Origin of the sequence: Enemella dayhoffiae, from assembly GCF_002250625.1 — a bacterium.
Classification (GTDB): Bacteria; Actinomycetota; Actinomycetes; order Propionibacteriales; family Propionibacteriaceae; genus Enemella; species Enemella dayhoffiae.
On the sequence record NZ_NMVQ01000017.1, the window covers coordinates 1 to 15,585 of the forward strand.

Here is a 15,585-nt window from a genome sequence, read left to right on the forward strand (position 1 = left end):
AGATCACCTGGACCCCACCCGACCCCGCCGGCCTCAAAATCCGCGCCAGCTGACCCCCACTCTCGCGGGGAAAACTATGTGAGGCACAGCCCCCCACCACGCGGGGACTTGACTATGAGGCACCACGATCGGGGCGTCGCTCGATTGCGAATCGGGTTGCCGATCCGACGTTCAGCCTCCGGTGCTGGCCAGGCCCCCGGTGGACTCCGGCTGCCCGGACGATCCGCTGGCGCTTCCCGGGTCGTCGGCGGTCGGGGCGCCGGCCCCACGCGCAGTCGCCTCACCCTCCGCGGTCTCGACCCCACTCGTGGTTCCGTTCGCGCTGGGCTGGACGGCAGGCGGGGTCACCGTCTCCACCGGACCCGGCCCGGTGGTCATGCGCTGGGTCGGCGGCGGAGGCGCGGGCGAGGGCTTGACCGTCGCGGCCCGCGACGTCGAGGGGCTGCTGGGGGGCTGCGGCCTCGTGGTCGGCGGCGTCGCCGGCGGCCTCGTCGTGGGCGGCTGCGTCACCTGGTTTCGACCGGGACGACAGCCGGACACGGACACGTCGAGGTACTTGGCGTTGTGGTCGGAGTTGGAACCGGTCACGGTGTCGCGGGCACGGACCCGTTCCAGCCTGTCCGCCTTGGCCAGGACCACGCCCATCCGGTCGATGCCGGACGTGATCAGCTGCTGGTCGCTGGGGCCGAACTTCGCCACCTTTTGCCGGTTGAGTCACCGCCATAGACGACCGATAGGTCACGTCCCACGAATTCGGCGATCTTCGCCGCCTGCCTGCGGTGATGCAACAGCCATTGCTCCTGGCGCCAGGGGTCACCCTCGTTGTATTCGCCGTTCCAGGCGCCGGCACCATGTGCGTGTTCATGAACACGGTCTTCCGGCCGCTGGTGCGATCGTTGAGCACGACCCAGGTGATGTAGCGGTTCGGACTGACCCCGGCCAGCCCGTCGTGCATCAGCTGCCGCCCCTCCGAGACGCACTCCCAGCGCGAGTCACCGCCCAGGCGTACAGAGATCGGATCTGCCAGGTCTGTGTGGAAGTGCCGCCATCGCCCACGCCCCGGGTCCTCGATCCGGAGCTCGCGGACGTTCCTCTTGTAGTAGTCCGGGGAGATCTCTGCCACATCAGCACATCGCCGCCGATCCGGCTGGCCCTAGTCACGTCGGCGCTCACCTTGTCCGCCGACATCAGCGGCAGCGACTTCGCGTTGATGGTGACGGCTCGGATCTGGTCGGTGGCACGATCGCAGCCCTGTGGAACGGCCGCCTGCGCGCCCACGATCCCGACCAACGACGCGCCCACCAACGCAGCCAGCGCGATCACCGCGCCGAGTCGCCCACCCACAACGGCCACCTCCCCGACCCAGTGGACCGGACACCGGGAGAAGCCACAACTGGAAGCTCCTGGCTGTGCCAGACTCGGGCCGTGGAGGTAGTGATCGGTCTCACCCTGTTCGCGGTCACGGTGCTCGGCGGCACTCTGTTGGCCCGGCGGCTGCGGATCCAGGGGCCGCTGGTGCTGCTGGCGATCGGCGTGCTCGGCTCCTACCTGCCGTTCGTCCACGAGCCGACCCTCTCCCCGGAGTTGGTGCTGGTCGGGATCCTGCCGCCCCTGCTGTACGCCGCCGCGGTCAACACCTCGTTGGTCGACTTCCGGGACAACCTGTCCTCGATCGGCTGGCTGTCGGTGGGGCTGGTGCTGTTCACCGCCGTCGGGGTCGGTCTGGTGGTGTGGCGGGTGCTCGGCGTACCGTTCGCGGCCGCCTTCGCGATCGGCGCCGTGGTCGCTCCCCCGGATGCCGTCGCCGCCACCGCGGTGGCCCGCCAGATCGGGCTTCCGCGACGGGTGGTGACCGTGCTCGAGGGTGAGTCCCTGGTCAACGACGCCACGGCGCTGGTGTCGCTGCGCTCCGCGGTGGCCGCGCTCGCCGCCCCGGTCTCGGCGGTCGCCGTCGGCCTGGACTTCGCCAAGGCGGTCGGACTGGCGATCCTGGTCGGGCTGGTGGTGGCCAAGCTCGGGTCGATGGTGTTCCGCCGGATCTCCGATCCGCTGGTGACGACCATCCTCACCTTCCTGGTGCCGTTCCTGGCGTACGCCCCGGCGGAAGAGCTCCACGCCTCCGGGGTGCTCGCCGTGGTCGTCGCCGGGTTGTTCATCGGCCACCACAGCCAACGCACCCAGACCGCGCAGGGCCGACTGGTGCAGCGACTGAACTGGGCCACGATCCAGTTCCTGCTGGAGAACTCCGTGTTCCTGCTGGTCGGACTGCAGGTGCACCGGATCGTCACCGACGGCCTGACCGAGTCCTCCCCCGGCCGGCTGGTCGGGATCTGCGGCGCCGTGCTGGCCACGGTGATCGCGCTCCGGGTGGTGTGGATCGGGTTCAGTCGGCTGTGGCTGATCCCCGCCCGGCGGCGCGGCCGCGAGTCCCGCTTCAGCTGGCAGGAGTCCATGGTCACCGCCTGGGCCGGGATGCGCGGCGTGGTCACGCTGGCGGCCGCGCTCACCCTGCCGGTCGGCACCCCGATGCGGGCGACGCTGATCCTGGTGGCGCTGACCACGACCATCGGCACGCTGGTGCTGCAGGGGCTGACCCTGCCCGCACTGGCCCGTCGCCTCGGCGTACACGGACCCGACCCGCGGGAGGACGCGCTGCAGGAGGCAACAGTGTTGCAGGCCGTGATGCAGAAGGGACTGACCGCGGCCCATGAGGGGGCCGGGCCCAGCGACAAGGGCGCTTTGAATCGCCTGGAGGAGGGGTACGCGAACCGGGTCAACGCGGCCTGGGAGCGGCTCGGCCGATCGGTCGAGGAGGTGGCCACGCCCTCCGACGCCTACCGGCGCCTGCGGCTGGTCGCCCTGGGCGCCGAGCGGGCCGCGGTGCTGGAGCTGCGCTCCGGGGGCCAGGCGGACCAGGAGGTGCTGGCGCGGGTGCTGGCCGCGCTCGACATGGAGGAGTCGATGCTGGTCAGGATCGACGAGCGCGAGCAGCAGCAGGTCTCCGCGGCGAAGCCGTTGGCTCCGGCCCTGGCCGAGGCACCCTGCGAGCACCTGGCCCACGCGCCCGGGCTGGTCCCGCCGAGCGAGGCCGGTCACGGACTGGAGTGCCACGACTGCCGCATCGAGGGGACCGAACCGGTGCACCTGCGGATGTGCCTGAGCTGCGGCACCGTCGGCTGCTGCGATTCCTCGGAGGGACGACACTCGGAGCGGCATTTCCGGCAGACCGGACATCCGGTGATGCGGTCGGTGGAACCGGGGGAATCCTGGCGTTGGTGCTACCTGGACGAGGTCCTCGGCGGCTGAACGGCCTCCGCCGGGCACCTGGCTCGGGGCTAGGGTGGGTCCGGTGAGTACACCGGTCTCGACCTACCGACTGCAGATCCGTTCCTCCCTGACCCTGGCCGACGCGGCCGAACTGACCGACTACCTGGCCGACCTGGGCGTCGATGCCGTTTATCTGTCGCCGATCCTGACCGCCACCAGCGGCTCCGACCACGGCTACGACACGACCGACCCGACCCGCATCGACCCCGAGCGCGGCGGCGAGGAGGGCTGGCGCGCCCTGATCGACGGGTGCCGCCGACAGGGGTTGAAGGTGGTCGTGGACATCGTGCCGAACCACCTCGGAATCTCTGCCGTGGCGGAGAACCCCGCCTGGTGGGACGTCCTGCAGCACGGCCGGGACTCGGCGTACGCCGCCTGGTTCGACCTGGACTGGGAGCGGGCTCCGATCCTGGTGCCGGTGCTGGGTGATGACGGGCTGGACGCGGTGCAGCTGGTGGACGACGAGGTGCGCTACCACGAGCACCGGTTCCCGTTGGCGCCGGGAAGCCGGCGCGAGGGGGACTCCGTTGCCGACGTGCTCGGCCGTCAGCACTACCGGCTGGCGCACTGGAGCACCGGCAGCACCGAGTTGAACTACCGCCGCTTCTTCGCGGTGACGACGCTGGCCGGCGTACGCGTGGAGGACCCGGCGGTGTTCGACGCCACCCACGAGCGGGTGCTGCGCTGGGTCCGCGAGGACGGGATCAACGGGCTCCGGATCGACCACCCGGATGGCCTGGTGGACCCGGGTGGCTACCTGCAGCGGCTGCGGGATGCTGCCAACGACGTGTGGATCGTGGCCGAGAAGATCCTGGAGCCCGGAGAACGACTGCCCGAGCAGTGGCCGATCGAGGGCACCACCGGCTATGACGCGATGACCGAGGTGAACCAGGTGTTCGTCGACACCGAGGCGGAGGGCCGGTTCACCGACTTCTACCGCACCGTGGTCGGTGACGAGCGTGACCTGGCCGCGCATGTTCTGCAGGGCAAGGAAATGGCGGCGACCGTGCTGCTGCCGGCTGAGCTGCACCGGCTGGCGGCCCTGGTGCCCGACCTGCCGGGTGACCGGGTACGCGCCGCGCTGGTCGCGATCACCGCCCACCTGCCCGTGTACCGGTCCTACCTCCCGGTGGGACGTGATCACCTGGACCACGCGATCAGCGAGGCGATCGCCGCAGATCCTTCGCTGGAAGGGATTGTGGCTGACCTGCTGCCGGTGCTGACCGATCCCGACAGCGAGCTGTGCCGCCGCTTCCAGCAGTTCACGGGTGCGGTGATGGCCAAGGGCGTGGAAGACACCGCCTACTACCGCTACACGCGTTTTGTGGCGTTGAACGAGGTGGGCGGGGATCCGGCCCGCTTCGGGCTGTCAGTCGCGGACTTCCACGAGGCGATGGCCGATCGGCAGCGCCGCCAGCCGGAGTCGATGACCGCGCTGTCCACCCACGACACCAAGCGGGGCGAGGATGTGCGCGCCCGGATGGCGGTGTTGACCGAGGTCGGTGAGCTGGGGCGGCGTTGGGTGCAGTCGTTCATCGACCAGAGCGAGATACCCGACCGGGCCTTCGCCTCCCTGCTGGCGCAGACCTTCGCCGGCGTGGGCCTGATCGAGCGCGACCGGATGCACGCGTACGCCGAAAAGGCCATGCGTGAGGCGTCCACCGGCACCACCTGGACCGAGCCGGACGATGAGTTCGAGGCGACCGTGCACGCGGCGGTCGACCGGGCGTACGACGACGAGAACCTCAATGACGCACTGCACCGCCTGCTCAGCCAGGTCCAGCAGCCGGGGTGGTCCAACTCGCTGGGCCAGAAGCTGGTGCAGCTGACCATGCCCGGGGTGCCGGATGTCTACCAGGGCACGGAACTGTGGGAGGACTCGCTGGTCGATCCGGACAACCGGCGGCGGGTGGACTTCGCGCAGCGTCGGGATCTGCTCAGGCTCACCGAGCCGCCCGTGGTCGACGAGTCGGGACGGGCCAAGTTCTGGGTGGTTCACAAGGCGCTGCAGTTGCGGCACGCACACCCGGAGCTTTTCGGCTCCTACGCACCGGTCATGGCCGACGGGCCGGCGGGACATCACCTGCTGGGGTTCGACCGCGGTGGAGCGATCACCTTGGCGACGCGACTGCCGTACGCCCTAAGCACCGGCCACGACGGGTGGGGGGACACCACGATCACGCTCGACGGTCGGTGGCGGGACGTGCTCACCGGGGCCGAGCACGAGGGGGTCGTGGCGGTGCGGGAGGTGTTCCACCACTACCCGGTGGCGCTGCTGGTCAGGGCCTGACGGGTTGGTCCGGGCCGGTCTCGGGTGCTGCGTGGCGTCGGCGACCAGGCCCTCGGCCCGGGCCACCGAAACGGGCTGGCGGCCCTGCACGGTCATCACGAAGTCATCGTCACGGTATTCAGCCAGCAAGGTCAGGCCGAGGTGGTGCCGAAGCAGCGCGTCGGCCCGGTCACCGCTGAGCCGGTGCTCCGCGACCGGGTGGCGCCAGTGCACCGTGACCAGGTGACCGTCGTCGGTGAGCGCGGCCCGGGCTCGCTGCGCCAGCCTCTCGACCTCCTCCTCCTGGAGGTAGTAGGCGACCTCGCTGAGCACCACCAGATCGAACCGCTCGTCGGGCCACGGGTCGCGCAGGTCACCCACCGCCAGCCGCACGTGGGGTGCCGGCACCCGGGCGCGGGCGCGAGCCACCGCCTGCGGCACCAGATCCACCGACAGCAATCGGTCGCACCGCTCCGCCAGACCGGCGGTGAGCACGCCGATCGAACACCCCGGTTCGAAGGCACTCCGGTAGCGAGCCCGGGGCAGGGCGGCGAGGGTGAGCGCGTACTTGCGGCGTTCGTACCAGCGGCTGGTGAAACCCCAGGGGTCCTCGGCTCCGGCGTACTGCTCGGCGAAGTAGTCGTCCAGCCGGGCGGACTGGTCCTCACTCACGTCAACACCACCTCTTCCGAGCCCAACAGTCGGGCCAGCACGGGCTGCGTGATCACCGCGGAGCCGCCCGGCGGAACCGTCAGCTGACTGGCGAAGTGCTGCACCGCCCGGCGCTTGCGTTGCTGCAGCGCCGGGGACAGATTCACCCGACGGGCGCGCGACACCGGGACCCGCGGATCATCGGGGCGGGCCCAGTGCCACATCCACACCGGATACTCCACCAGCCGGGCGCCGGTCCGGGCACAGGCGGCAGCCGCGGCCCGCCCGCTGGCCTCGTGATCGGCGTGACCGTCACCACGCCAGCTGGCCAGGCAGGTGTCCCCCTCCGTCAAGAACCGCTCCAGTTCTTCGACCAACCGCGATTCCTCGCTGGCGACCGCGGTGTCGACCAGCCCGAGCCGGATCGGCTCGGCCAGGCCCAGCTCGGCGCAGGCGAGAAAGGACTCACGTCGCCGCACCGCGGCCAGATCGCGCTGCCCGTCGGCCAGCACCCCGGCGCCGGTGCCGTCTGTCACCGCCAGGACCGTGACGGAGACGCCGCCGCGCCGCAGCCGGTGCAGCAGTCCACCGATGCCCAGCACCTCGTCGTCCGGGTGCGGGGCCACCGCCACCACCCGCCGCCAGTGGGCCCGCTCCAGTTCGGGAAGCGCCGTGCGCCACGGCCTCCAGACCGATTCCGGCGTACCGGGATGGTCGTCGGAGACGACGCCGAGTGCGGTCTCCATCAGGGCAGCAGCCCGGCCAGCGCGGCCAGGTCCCGCTCGGCGTGGCTCTGACGCACGTAGACGGTCAGGTCGGCGACGGCGGTCGTGTGCTGCTGGTCCTGGGTCAACGGCCCCGGCCCCAGCGCCCTGCCCACCCGGTCCAGGGTGAGCGCCGCCGCCGACTCGACGATGGCGCGCAACCGCAGCGCACGGATCCGGGCTGCCGGGAGGTCCGTGGGGTCTGCCTCGAGCTCCGCCGCGGCCGCGGTCATGGCCCACTCGGCCCCACTGAGCGCGGCATCCACCGCGCCGCGATGGGCCAGGGTGTGCGGATCGCGCCGGGCTGACCTGCCGAACGCGTCCGCGACGGCCAGGGCACCGCCCAACCAGCAGGCGGCCACGCCGGCGCCGCCGTGCCAGAATCCGGCGCGTTCCAGATAGTCGTCGCCGTCGCCGACGAGGGTGGCGGGGACGGCGTCGAAGTCGACACTCGAGGTGGCCGAGCGTGCCATCCCAGCGTTCGTCCAGGAGCCCGTCCGGGGGCGTACGCCCGGATGCCCCAGGTCGACCGCCACCAGGAGTCTTCGCTCCGGGTTGTCCGCGGCGCGCACCGTGACCAGGGCGTGGGTGCACAGGCCTGCACCCGAACACCACGCCTTGGTTCCGCGCACCCTGAAGCCACCATCCCCGACCGGCTCGGCGAGCACGATCGCCGTCGGCGCCTCGGCGGCCCAGACGCCCCACCACTGCTCGGGTCCTTCCAGAGTGCTCTGCAGCTCGGTGAGGATGGCCCGGGCGTCGACGTGGGCCTCGAGCATTCGCCCCAGCACCACGTCGGTCTTGGTCATCCGGGTCAGCCAGGCCCAGCGTTCGGCGGTCCGCCCCGAGCCGGGCAGAGGTACCTCGTTTGCCTCCGGCAGGAGGGAGCGGACCTGTTCTGCGATCTGGTTCAAAGCAGCTCCCCCACCCCGAGCTGGGCCTCGAGTCGATCCAGCGTGGCCGCGAATCCGCCAGGGGTCCGGGCCGAGCGCCGTGCGGAGGTGACCACCGGTGCCGCCGCGGACCGGTCGATCGACAACCCCACCTTCTCGGCCGCTGCGACCAGTGCCACGTCCTCGCGCAGGCTCCGGGGTTCGAAGCCCCCGAGCCTGTGATAGGCCCGGGCGCTGATCCCGAGGTTCGCCCCGTGCACGTGTTCGTGGCCGACGACGGGGTGGTAGTTCGCTGCGTACCGGTCGGCCGTCCCTCCCGCTCGTCGGTGCCAGTCGGTCACCCGAACGGTTCCGACGAACACGTCGTGGTCGCGGCCGGAGTCGAGCTGGGCGAGCAACCAGTCGATCGGCACCTCGGAATCGGCGTCGGTGGTGGCGAACCATGCGCGCGGGTGGGTCCTGAGCCCGGTGAAGCCGAGGGCGCGGGCCCTGCCGACATTGCGCACCGAGCACAGCACCGGCTCCACCCAGGTCGGCAGCAGCCGAGCGGTGGCGTCCCGGCAGTCGTCCAGGACCACCCGGACCCGCACCGGGACACCGACCGCGTCCACGGCCCGGCGCAGCGCGGCCAGGCAGTAGCCGATCAGCTCCTCCTCGTCATGGGCCGGCACCACGACGACGATCTCCGAGACCTGCATTCGACCGCCTTCCGGTGACCCATGACTGGCGCACGCCTCCGGCGAGCGTGCCGACTCTTTGGATACCCGCTGATCCTGTCGCTGAACCATGTCGCGGATCGCTCGGGCGGACCCGGGCATAGGCTGACTCCATGGCGAAGAAGGAGACGAAGACCCGCTCGAAACGGATGGACAAGGCGCTCTACGAGAGCGAGCTGTTCCGGTTGCAGGGGGAACTCGTGCAGATGCAGGAATGGGTCAAGGCCACCGGACAGCGCGTGGTGATCGTGTTCGAGGGTCGCGACGCCGCCGGCAAGGGCGGGGCGATCAAGCGGGTGACCGAATACCTCAACCCGCGGATCGCCTCCATCGTGGCGCTCCCCACGCCGACCGAGCGCCAGCGCACCCAGTGGTACTTCCAGCGGTACGTCGAGAACCTCCCCGCCGCAGGAGAGATCGTGCTGTTCGACCGCTCCTGGTACAACCGGGCTGGAGTGGAGCGGGTGATGGGCTACTGCACCGCAGAGGAATACCGCCGCTTCCTGCACCAGTGCCCCATCTTCGAGCGCCTCCTCGTGGAGGACGGGATCCTGCTGCGGAAGTACTGGTTCTCGGTGTCGGACAAGGAGCAGGAGAAGCGGTTCAAGTCCCGGCTCACCGACCCGATGCGACGCTGGAAGCTGTCCCCCACCGATCTCGAATCGCTGACCCGTTGGGAGGACTACTCGAGGGCCAAGGACGAGATGCTCGTGCACACCGACATCCCCGAGGCGCCGTGGAACGTGGTCGAGTCGGAGGACAAGCGCCGCGCCCGGATCAACATGATCGCCCACCTGCTCGAGAGCATCCCCTGGACCGCGACCGAGCAGCCGGAACTGAGGTTGCCGAAGCGCCCACCCTCGACCGGCTACCAGCGCATGGAGCGCACGCTGCAGCATGAAGTGCCTGACCACGCGGCCGTTGTGGAACAGAAACACGCCCCTGAGACCGCGACCAGGCGCACCTCAGCGCGCGAAGCCTGAGCAGTCGGCAGGTCAGGCCGACTTCTGTGGCACCGAGAATCGTCGAGGCGGGATGACCACGGGTCGCCCGCGGATCATCTTGACCCCCCACCGGTCTGACTCCGCCGTGGCCCAGAACCGCGAGGGCTCCACCAGCCGATGGTGGTGACTGCACACCAGGCACAGGTTGTTCATCGAGGTTTCTCCCCCGGCGTACCAAGGAATGATGTGGTGCGCCTCGCATCGCGCATCCGGCGCATCACAGCCCGGAAACACACATCCCTTGTCGCGCAACGTCAGCGCCCGTCGGATGGAAGGGGTGACCAGCCGGCTCGTCAACCCGACATCCAGCGGTTCCGACTGGCTGCCCAGCACCACCGGCAGCAGGTCGGCGTCACAGCACAGCCGACGCAGATCGCCCGCGGACACCTCGGTGCCATCGACCAGCGCACCAACTGGCTCCGCGCGTTTCCGCAGGTCGGCCTCGTTCATCAGCACGACCACCCGCGGCCGCTCGGCGGCCACACGAGGGATCTGCTGCCCGCCCGACCCCCATCCCCTGGTCGTCAGCGTGACGAGCGCGTCCGCGCGTCGTTGGTCTGGGGTGAGCTGCACCTCGTCGACCTGCGTGACGCCACGGCTCTGCCGGCGTTCCGATTCAACGATGGCATCGATCGCCGCCCGCAGCGGAGCGATGTCCAGCGCCGGCAGGTTTCCCCGAACGTGCACCCCGCCATCCCCATCAGGCACGAACCGAAGGTGCCGACGTGCGCGAGCCCGCCGTGTCTGCGCGGCCAGCCGCTTCTGCTCGCTCTCATCACTGGGCAGGTGCTCGGGGGCGATCCGTTCCAGGGTTTCCCGGACCGCTCGCCCGAGCTGGGTCACCTCCAGCTCCGGCGCGTGTTCGACGAAGTCTCGTTCGGCGGCGAGCACCTGTTCCTCGGACAGGGTGTGCGGCAACTGGTCCATGGCCTGGCCCACGAGCCGCGCCTGCCTGGGCGACAACTCGCCGGCGAGTGCCGCATCGCGGATGGCCGAGCCCGCCAGCAGGTCCCGTCCCGAATAGATTTTTCCCTGGGCCTCTCCGCGCACCAGTGTCTGGTCGGTCAGCACCAGCCAGCTGCTGGTCGGCGTACCCGCGCTGCGCAGGGTCGCGCCGACCGAGTCGCACTCGGCGATCAGGATCCGGTCCAGCGCTTCCACCCGCCGCGCCACCTCGCGCACACGGGTCAGCACGGCCACCCATTCGTCGGGGGTGTACGCCTCCCGCCCGGCATGGTCGATCCGCCCGAGCAGTGCGCAGATCATCTGCGCAGCCTGTTGGGTGTCGAGCGGCTCAACCGTGGTCACGAAGACACTATGCGGGCTCTTTCCTGAATCGTGCACCGCACGCGGCCCTCCTGTGGATAGTTCTCCACAACTACGACTTGTCCACAGCCTGACCCACGGCGTCTGCCAGCTCCTCACCCGCCTCCTCGACAGCCGCCGCTGCGGCGAGCACCGGCTCGAAGTGACCGAGTGGGACCTCCTGGGTCACCCCGAGCGCCGCCAGCACCGACGGCATGATCGCCTTGGCGGTACGCCGATACCCCGCCGACGAGGGATGAAAGCGATCCAGGCTGAACATCTCGTCCGGGTTGCTGATGAAGAACGGGCCCACCACCCGGGACAGCGAGACCGCCCGCGCCCCCTTCTCCAACACCACCCGGCGTTGTGCCCTGGCGAGTTGGCGGCTACGCCGTCGCCCCAGCGTACGGAGCGGCTGCGGCACCGGCCGGATGGTGCCCAGATCCGGGCAGGTCCCGACCACCACCCGACCTCCCAGGCCGTGCAGCCGATCCACGGCCTCCCCCAGGTGCCTCACCGACACCGAGACCGGCACCCGATGGGTCACGTCGTTGCCACCCACGATCACCACGGCCACATCCGGTCGATATCCACTCTCCAGCACGTCCAGTTGCTCGTCGAGCATGCTGCTCTCGGCGCCGACCACGGCCACCGTCCGTAACCTGACCGCGGTCTCGGTCTTCTTGGCAACCTCCTTGGCCAGGCGAGCACCGAAGGTGTCCTTGGGCCGGTCGGCCCCCAACCCGGCAGCGATCGAGTCGCCGACCACCAGCAGCTCGATCCGCCCGGGAAACTTCTTCTTGTAGATCTTGTCGGCCGCCGGGGCGTCCTCGCCGAAGGGGTCCCCGATCAGCCGACGTGCCGCGGCCGCCTGTCTCCGCAGCAGCTCTCGCCCGCCCAGGTGTCCCACCAGGAGCACGCCCAGCGTTCCCCCCAGCCACAGCGAAACCCCAAGCATTCGTGTCCGCACCCTCCTCGTTGAACCACACCCGGGCAAGCGCAGTCCAACATCGAGGTGAACGTCGCACGACGCTTCCCCGCCGGCTTCAGTCGCCGAGCAGCCGCACCCCTCCGCACAACCTCCCCCGCCCGCCTGTCATGATGGCCCAATGAGCGCAGTGCTGAACACGATCCTGAAGGACCTGGCCGGTCGCCTGACCGACACCCTGGACGGTGTCGCCGACGGCCTCGACCAGCAGACCGCCGAACGAGTCCCCGCCCCGGGCACCAACAGCATCTGCTGGCTGCTCTGGCACAGCGCCCGCTGCATAGACCAGCAGCTGCACGGCCTCATCGGCGGCACCCAGCTGTGGCAGCAGTGGAAACCCCGGCTGGCCATCCCGCTGCCCGACGACCGCCTCGGCCTGGCCGAGATCGGGTACGCCCAGGACCCGGCCGACGCGGCCCGGGTCAGTGCGCCCGTGGCCGACCTCGAGGCGTACCTGCGGGAGTGCTGCAGCGAACTGGTCGCCCACTGCGCCACCGTCGACGAGCCGACCCTCGCCACGATCGTCGACCGCGACTGGGACCCGCCCGTCACCCACGGGGCGCGACTGGTGTCCATCGTCAACGACGTCACCCAGCACCTCGGCGCCGCCGCCTATCTGCGCGGGATGCTGAGCGCCAGTCTTGACTGACTTCTGGACCGAGTGGCGCTCCGCGGCACTGGCGGCCGGCGGTGACGTTCTGGTGATGGGCGCCACTGACACCTCGGCCTCCGCATCCTTGCACAGCCAGGGAATCACCCCAGACAGCTCGATCGGTGCCTTCGCCCAGCACTGTGGCGCGGTCCTGGTCGACGGCGGGTGGCTCCGGCTGCTCGGTGCCGGCGTACCGGGTCTGCCGGGCCTGCACCGCGCCAACCAGTCACCAGCCGAATCCCCCACTGCCCCGTTCGTGGTTGCGGTCGACGTCCTGGCGGGAGTCTTCGCGGTCAACGGCGGCTCCATCCCCGACGCCGCGCCGGGCCACGTCTGCCACTGGGCCCCGGACACCCTCGCCTGGCGCGACCTCGGTCTCACCCACACCGAGTGGGCCGCATGGGTGGCCAGCGACGGAGTCGACGACTTCTACACCCACGTGCGCTGGCCGGGTTGGCGGCAGACGCTCAGCCGGGTACGCCTGGACCAGGGCGTGCACCTCCACCCACCACCCTTCACTCCCGAAGGGCGCGACCGGGGCCGCGTCAGCGTGGCGGTGATCCCGTTCATCGAGCTGATCAGCGTCTACGCCGACACCGCGGCCCAGGTCGGAGGTCCGGCCTACCCGCTCGATCCCGAGACGTGGCGCCGCTGAGGCCCCACCATGCTCAGCCCGTCGGGTCGAGGACCACCTTCAGACACCCGTCGCGCTTCTCCTGGAACATCTCGTACGCCTCGGGCGCGCTCTCCAGCGGCAACCGGTGCGTGGCCAGCTGCTCCAGCCCCAGCCGGTCGTCACCGACCAGCCCCATGAGCTCATCGGTCCACCGCCGGACGTTCGCCTGACCCATCCGCAACGTCAGCTGCCGGTCGAACAACTGCATCATCGGCATCGGGTCAAGGGCACCCCCATAGACGCCCGACAGCGACACCGTGCCACCGCGCCTCGGCAGCCGCAACGCCAGGTGCAACGCCGCGAGCCGGTCGATGCCCATCGTCTCGTTGGCGAAGCGGGCCAGCGGACCGGGCAGGCTGCTCACCGCCCGGATCACCCGCTCGGCGACAGGGCTCCCGTGCGCCTCCATGCCGACCGCGTCGACCACCCCGTCGGCACCGCGGCCGTCGGTGAGGTCGCGCACCGCGGTCACCGGGTCGTCCACCTCGCGCAGGTCCAGCACCTCGACCCCGTACGCCCGGGCCGCGGCCAGCCGCTCTGGCACCAGGTCGATCCCGATCACCCGCTCGATCCCCTGTACCCGCGCACACCGGGCGGCGAGCTGGCCGACCGGTCCCAGCCCGACGACCACCAGCGACGCACACTCCCTCCCGCCTGCATAGTGCACGCCCTGCCAGGCCGTGGGCAGGATGTCGGAGAGATAGAGATAGCGCTCGTCGGGCCCCTCGGCCGGCACCACCACCGGACCGTACTGCGCCTGCGGCACCCGCAACAGCTCGGCCTGCCCGCCGGGCACCGACCCATAGAGCCGCGTGTAACCGAACAGCGCCGCCCCACACTCCTGTTCGACGACCTGGGTCGTCTCGCACTGGGACTGCAGCCCGCGTCGGCACATCCAGCAGTGCCCACAGGAGATGTTGAACGGCACCACGACCCGATCGCCGACCTTCAGGTTGGTTACCTCGGCGCCGACCTGTTCGACGATGCCGATGGCCTCGTGCCCGAGGATGTCGCCCTTGTCCAGATAGGCCGCGAGCGGCCCGTAGAGATGGAGATCCGATCCGCAGATCGCGGTCGAGGTGACGCGTACCACCGCGTCGGTCGGTTCTTGGAGCTGCGGGTCGGGGACCTCGCGCACCTCGACCTTGTTCTTGCCCTGCCACGTCACGGCCTTCATGGTTCCTCCCGGGTCGGCAACCGGATCACCATATCGACACAGCGCTAAACTGGCGACAGCGGCCTGTTTGGCTGCCCCTGGAGGGGGTCCTGGCATGAAGAGCCTGATCGCACTGCTGGTCGCGACCCTGACGCTGGCCGGATGCTCGGCCATTCCGCGCGACCCCGAGCACACCCTGGAACGGATCCGCAGCGAGCGCGTGCTGCGACTCGGGGTCTCCCCCAACCCCCCGTGGACCACGGTCGAGGGAAACCGTGTGGGCGGCACCGAGGTCGATCTCGTCCGTTCCTTCGCCACCGTCCAGGGCGCCGTCCTGGAGACCGTCGTCGGGGGTGAGGAACCCCTGATCAAGCGGATGGAACGCGGCGAGGTCGACGTGCTGGTGGGTGGTCTGACCACGGCCAACAAATGGTCCAACAAGGTCGGCAGCACCCGGGCGTACGCCCGCTCCGTCGACCCCGAGGGCAAGACCGAGCGGCACGTGATGGCGGTCCGGCTCGGTGAGAACCGGCTGCTCTCCGAGCTGGAGCGCCACCTCGACCGGTCCCGTGGAGCGCTGCGATGACCACCCCCAGATTCGGTCGCACCGACCTGCCCGGTGATCAGGAGCGGGCCCTGCGGCGGGCGACGCGCCTCGAAGTCATCTCGCTGGCCTACGTCACCAGTGCGGTGGTGCTGGTGGTGCTGGTGATGGGCAGCTCCCAGGCCATGAAAGCGGCCTGGGTCGAGGACCTGCTCTCGCTGCTACCTCCCCTGGTCTTCCTGATCGCGACGCGCTTCGTGTCCAGGCGCCCGGATCGGGAGCGACCCTACGGTCAGCACCGCACGATCGGCGCCGCCCACCTGGGCGCCTCGGTCGCCCTGCTGGCCATGGGCACCCTGGTCGTCGGCGATTCCGCCAGCACCCTCATCTCGGCCGAGCACCCCACCATCGGCACCCTGCACCTGTTCGGGTACACCTTCTGGCAGGGCTGGGCGATGATTCCGGTGCTCATCTACACCGGCATCCCCAACATCTTCATCGGCCGGGCCAAGAGGGACTGTCGCAGGAACGGTGTAAGTGGCTCTACCGCCCGGATGGGCGAGAGGAGTCATGATGACCGACACACTGGTGGGCATGAGCCCACCGAGCCCGGCTGCGGCCGGCGATGCCGAGGACCGCG

The 15,585-nt window shown here is 70.3% G+C and carries 14 protein-coding genes and 1 pseudogene; 7 read left to right on the forward strand and 8 right to left on the reverse strand.

Translation table 11 applies throughout. From position 1 onward, the window contains the following. Nucleotides 1-171 precede the first annotated feature (171 nt). The gene (locus CGZ93_RS10615) at nucleotides 172-699 is read right to left on the reverse strand and encodes a hypothetical protein (protein ID WP_094364120.1); all 528 of its coding nucleotides are present in this window, start codon (nucleotides 697-699) and stop codon (nucleotides 172-174) included. A 726-nt stretch (nucleotides 700-1,425) separates the two neighbouring features. Between CGZ93_RS10615 and CGZ93_RS10625 the strand changes: the two genes are divergently transcribed. Continuing rightward, a complete protein-coding gene (locus CGZ93_RS10625) occupies nucleotides 1,426-3,306 on the forward strand; it encodes a Na+/H+ antiporter (RefSeq protein ID WP_094364122.1) in 1,881 nt (626 codons plus the stop codon). Nucleotides 3,307-3,349: 43 nt separating this feature from the next. Further along, complete coding sequence (treY, locus tag CGZ93_RS10630) at nucleotides 3,350-5,617, forward strand: malto-oligosyltrehalose synthase (RefSeq protein WP_094364123.1); 2,268 nt, start codon at nucleotides 3,350-3,352, stop codon at nucleotides 5,615-5,617. 189 nt (nucleotides 5,618-5,806) lie between these two features. Here the strand turns inward: treY and CGZ93_RS10635 are convergent. From CGZ93_RS10635 to CGZ93_RS10650, 4 genes and pseudogenes are all read right to left on the reverse strand, one after another. After that, nucleotides 5,807-6,268: pseudogene (locus CGZ93_RS10635) on the reverse strand (class I SAM-dependent DNA methyltransferase); the annotation flags it as partial. Then, nucleotides 6,265-6,993, reverse strand: coding sequence for a PIG-L deacetylase family protein (locus CGZ93_RS10640; RefSeq protein WP_094364124.1), 729 nt, complete (start codon nucleotides 6,991-6,993; stop codon nucleotides 6,265-6,267). The pseudogene CGZ93_RS10635 and the gene CGZ93_RS10640, both read right to left, overlap by 4 nt. Then, a complete protein-coding gene (locus tag CGZ93_RS10645) occupies nucleotides 6,993-7,925 on the reverse strand; it encodes an acyl-CoA dehydrogenase family protein (protein WP_229117364.1) in 933 nt (310 codons plus the stop codon). Before CGZ93_RS10645 ends, CGZ93_RS10640 begins: the two co-directional genes overlap by 1 nt. Next, nucleotides 7,922-8,602, reverse strand: a complete 681-nt coding sequence (locus tag CGZ93_RS10650) for a glycosyltransferase (RefSeq protein WP_094364125.1) — start codon at nucleotides 8,600-8,602, stop codon at nucleotides 7,922-7,924. Before CGZ93_RS10650 ends, CGZ93_RS10645 begins: the two co-directional genes overlap by 4 nt. Nucleotides 8,603-8,733: 131 nt before the next feature. Between CGZ93_RS10650 and ppk2 the strand changes: the two genes are divergently transcribed. Beyond that, complete coding sequence (ppk2, locus tag CGZ93_RS10655) at nucleotides 8,734-9,603, forward strand: polyphosphate kinase 2 (protein ID WP_229117365.1); 870 nt, start codon at nucleotides 8,734-8,736, stop codon at nucleotides 9,601-9,603. A gap of 12 nt (nucleotides 9,604-9,615) precedes the next feature. Here ppk2 and CGZ93_RS10660 read toward each other — a convergent pair whose 3' ends face one another. After that, the gene (locus CGZ93_RS10660; RefSeq protein ID WP_094364126.1) at nucleotides 9,616-10,932 is read right to left on the reverse strand and encodes an HNH endonuclease signature motif containing protein; all 1,317 of its coding nucleotides are present in this window, start codon (nucleotides 10,930-10,932) and stop codon (nucleotides 9,616-9,618) included. A gap of 70 nt (nucleotides 10,933-11,002) precedes the next feature. Next, nucleotides 11,003-11,848 (reverse strand): SGNH/GDSL hydrolase family protein, encoded by an 846-nt coding sequence (locus CGZ93_RS10665; RefSeq protein WP_229117366.1) that lies wholly within the window; start codon nucleotides 11,846-11,848, stop codon nucleotides 11,003-11,005. Between the two features lie 190 nt (nucleotides 11,849-12,038). Here CGZ93_RS10665 and CGZ93_RS10670 point away from each other — a divergent pair, with 190 nt between their 5' ends. Together CGZ93_RS10670 and CGZ93_RS10675 are read left to right on the forward strand one after the other, a co-directional pair. Next, nucleotides 12,039-12,566, forward strand: a complete 528-nt coding sequence (locus tag CGZ93_RS10670) for a mycothiol transferase (RefSeq protein WP_094364128.1) — start codon at nucleotides 12,039-12,041, stop codon at nucleotides 12,564-12,566. Beyond that, nucleotides 12,559-13,224, forward strand: coding sequence for a DUF2625 family protein (locus tag CGZ93_RS10675; RefSeq protein ID WP_094364129.1), 666 nt, complete (start codon nucleotides 12,559-12,561; stop codon nucleotides 13,222-13,224). Before CGZ93_RS10670 ends, CGZ93_RS10675 begins: the two co-directional genes overlap by 8 nt. A gap of 13 nt (nucleotides 13,225-13,237) precedes the next feature. On the opposite strand, the gene CGZ93_RS10680 is transcribed toward CGZ93_RS10675, so the two are convergent. Then, nucleotides 13,238-14,422, reverse strand: a complete 1,185-nt coding sequence (locus CGZ93_RS10680; protein ID WP_094364130.1) for a zinc-dependent alcohol dehydrogenase — start codon at nucleotides 14,420-14,422, stop codon at nucleotides 13,238-13,240. A 94-nt stretch (nucleotides 14,423-14,516) separates the two neighbouring features. On the opposite strand from CGZ93_RS10680, the gene CGZ93_RS10685 reads away from it, so the two are divergent. Together CGZ93_RS10685 and CGZ93_RS10690 are read left to right on the forward strand one after the other, a co-directional pair. Beyond that, complete coding sequence (locus CGZ93_RS10685) at nucleotides 14,517-14,987, forward strand: transporter substrate-binding domain-containing protein (RefSeq protein ID WP_094364131.1); 471 nt, start codon at nucleotides 14,517-14,519, stop codon at nucleotides 14,985-14,987. Further along, nucleotides 14,984-15,585 (forward strand): cation transporter (locus tag CGZ93_RS10690; RefSeq protein WP_176451730.1); only part of this gene is annotated, 602 nt, incomplete at its 3' end. The genes CGZ93_RS10685 and CGZ93_RS10690, both read left to right, overlap by 4 nt.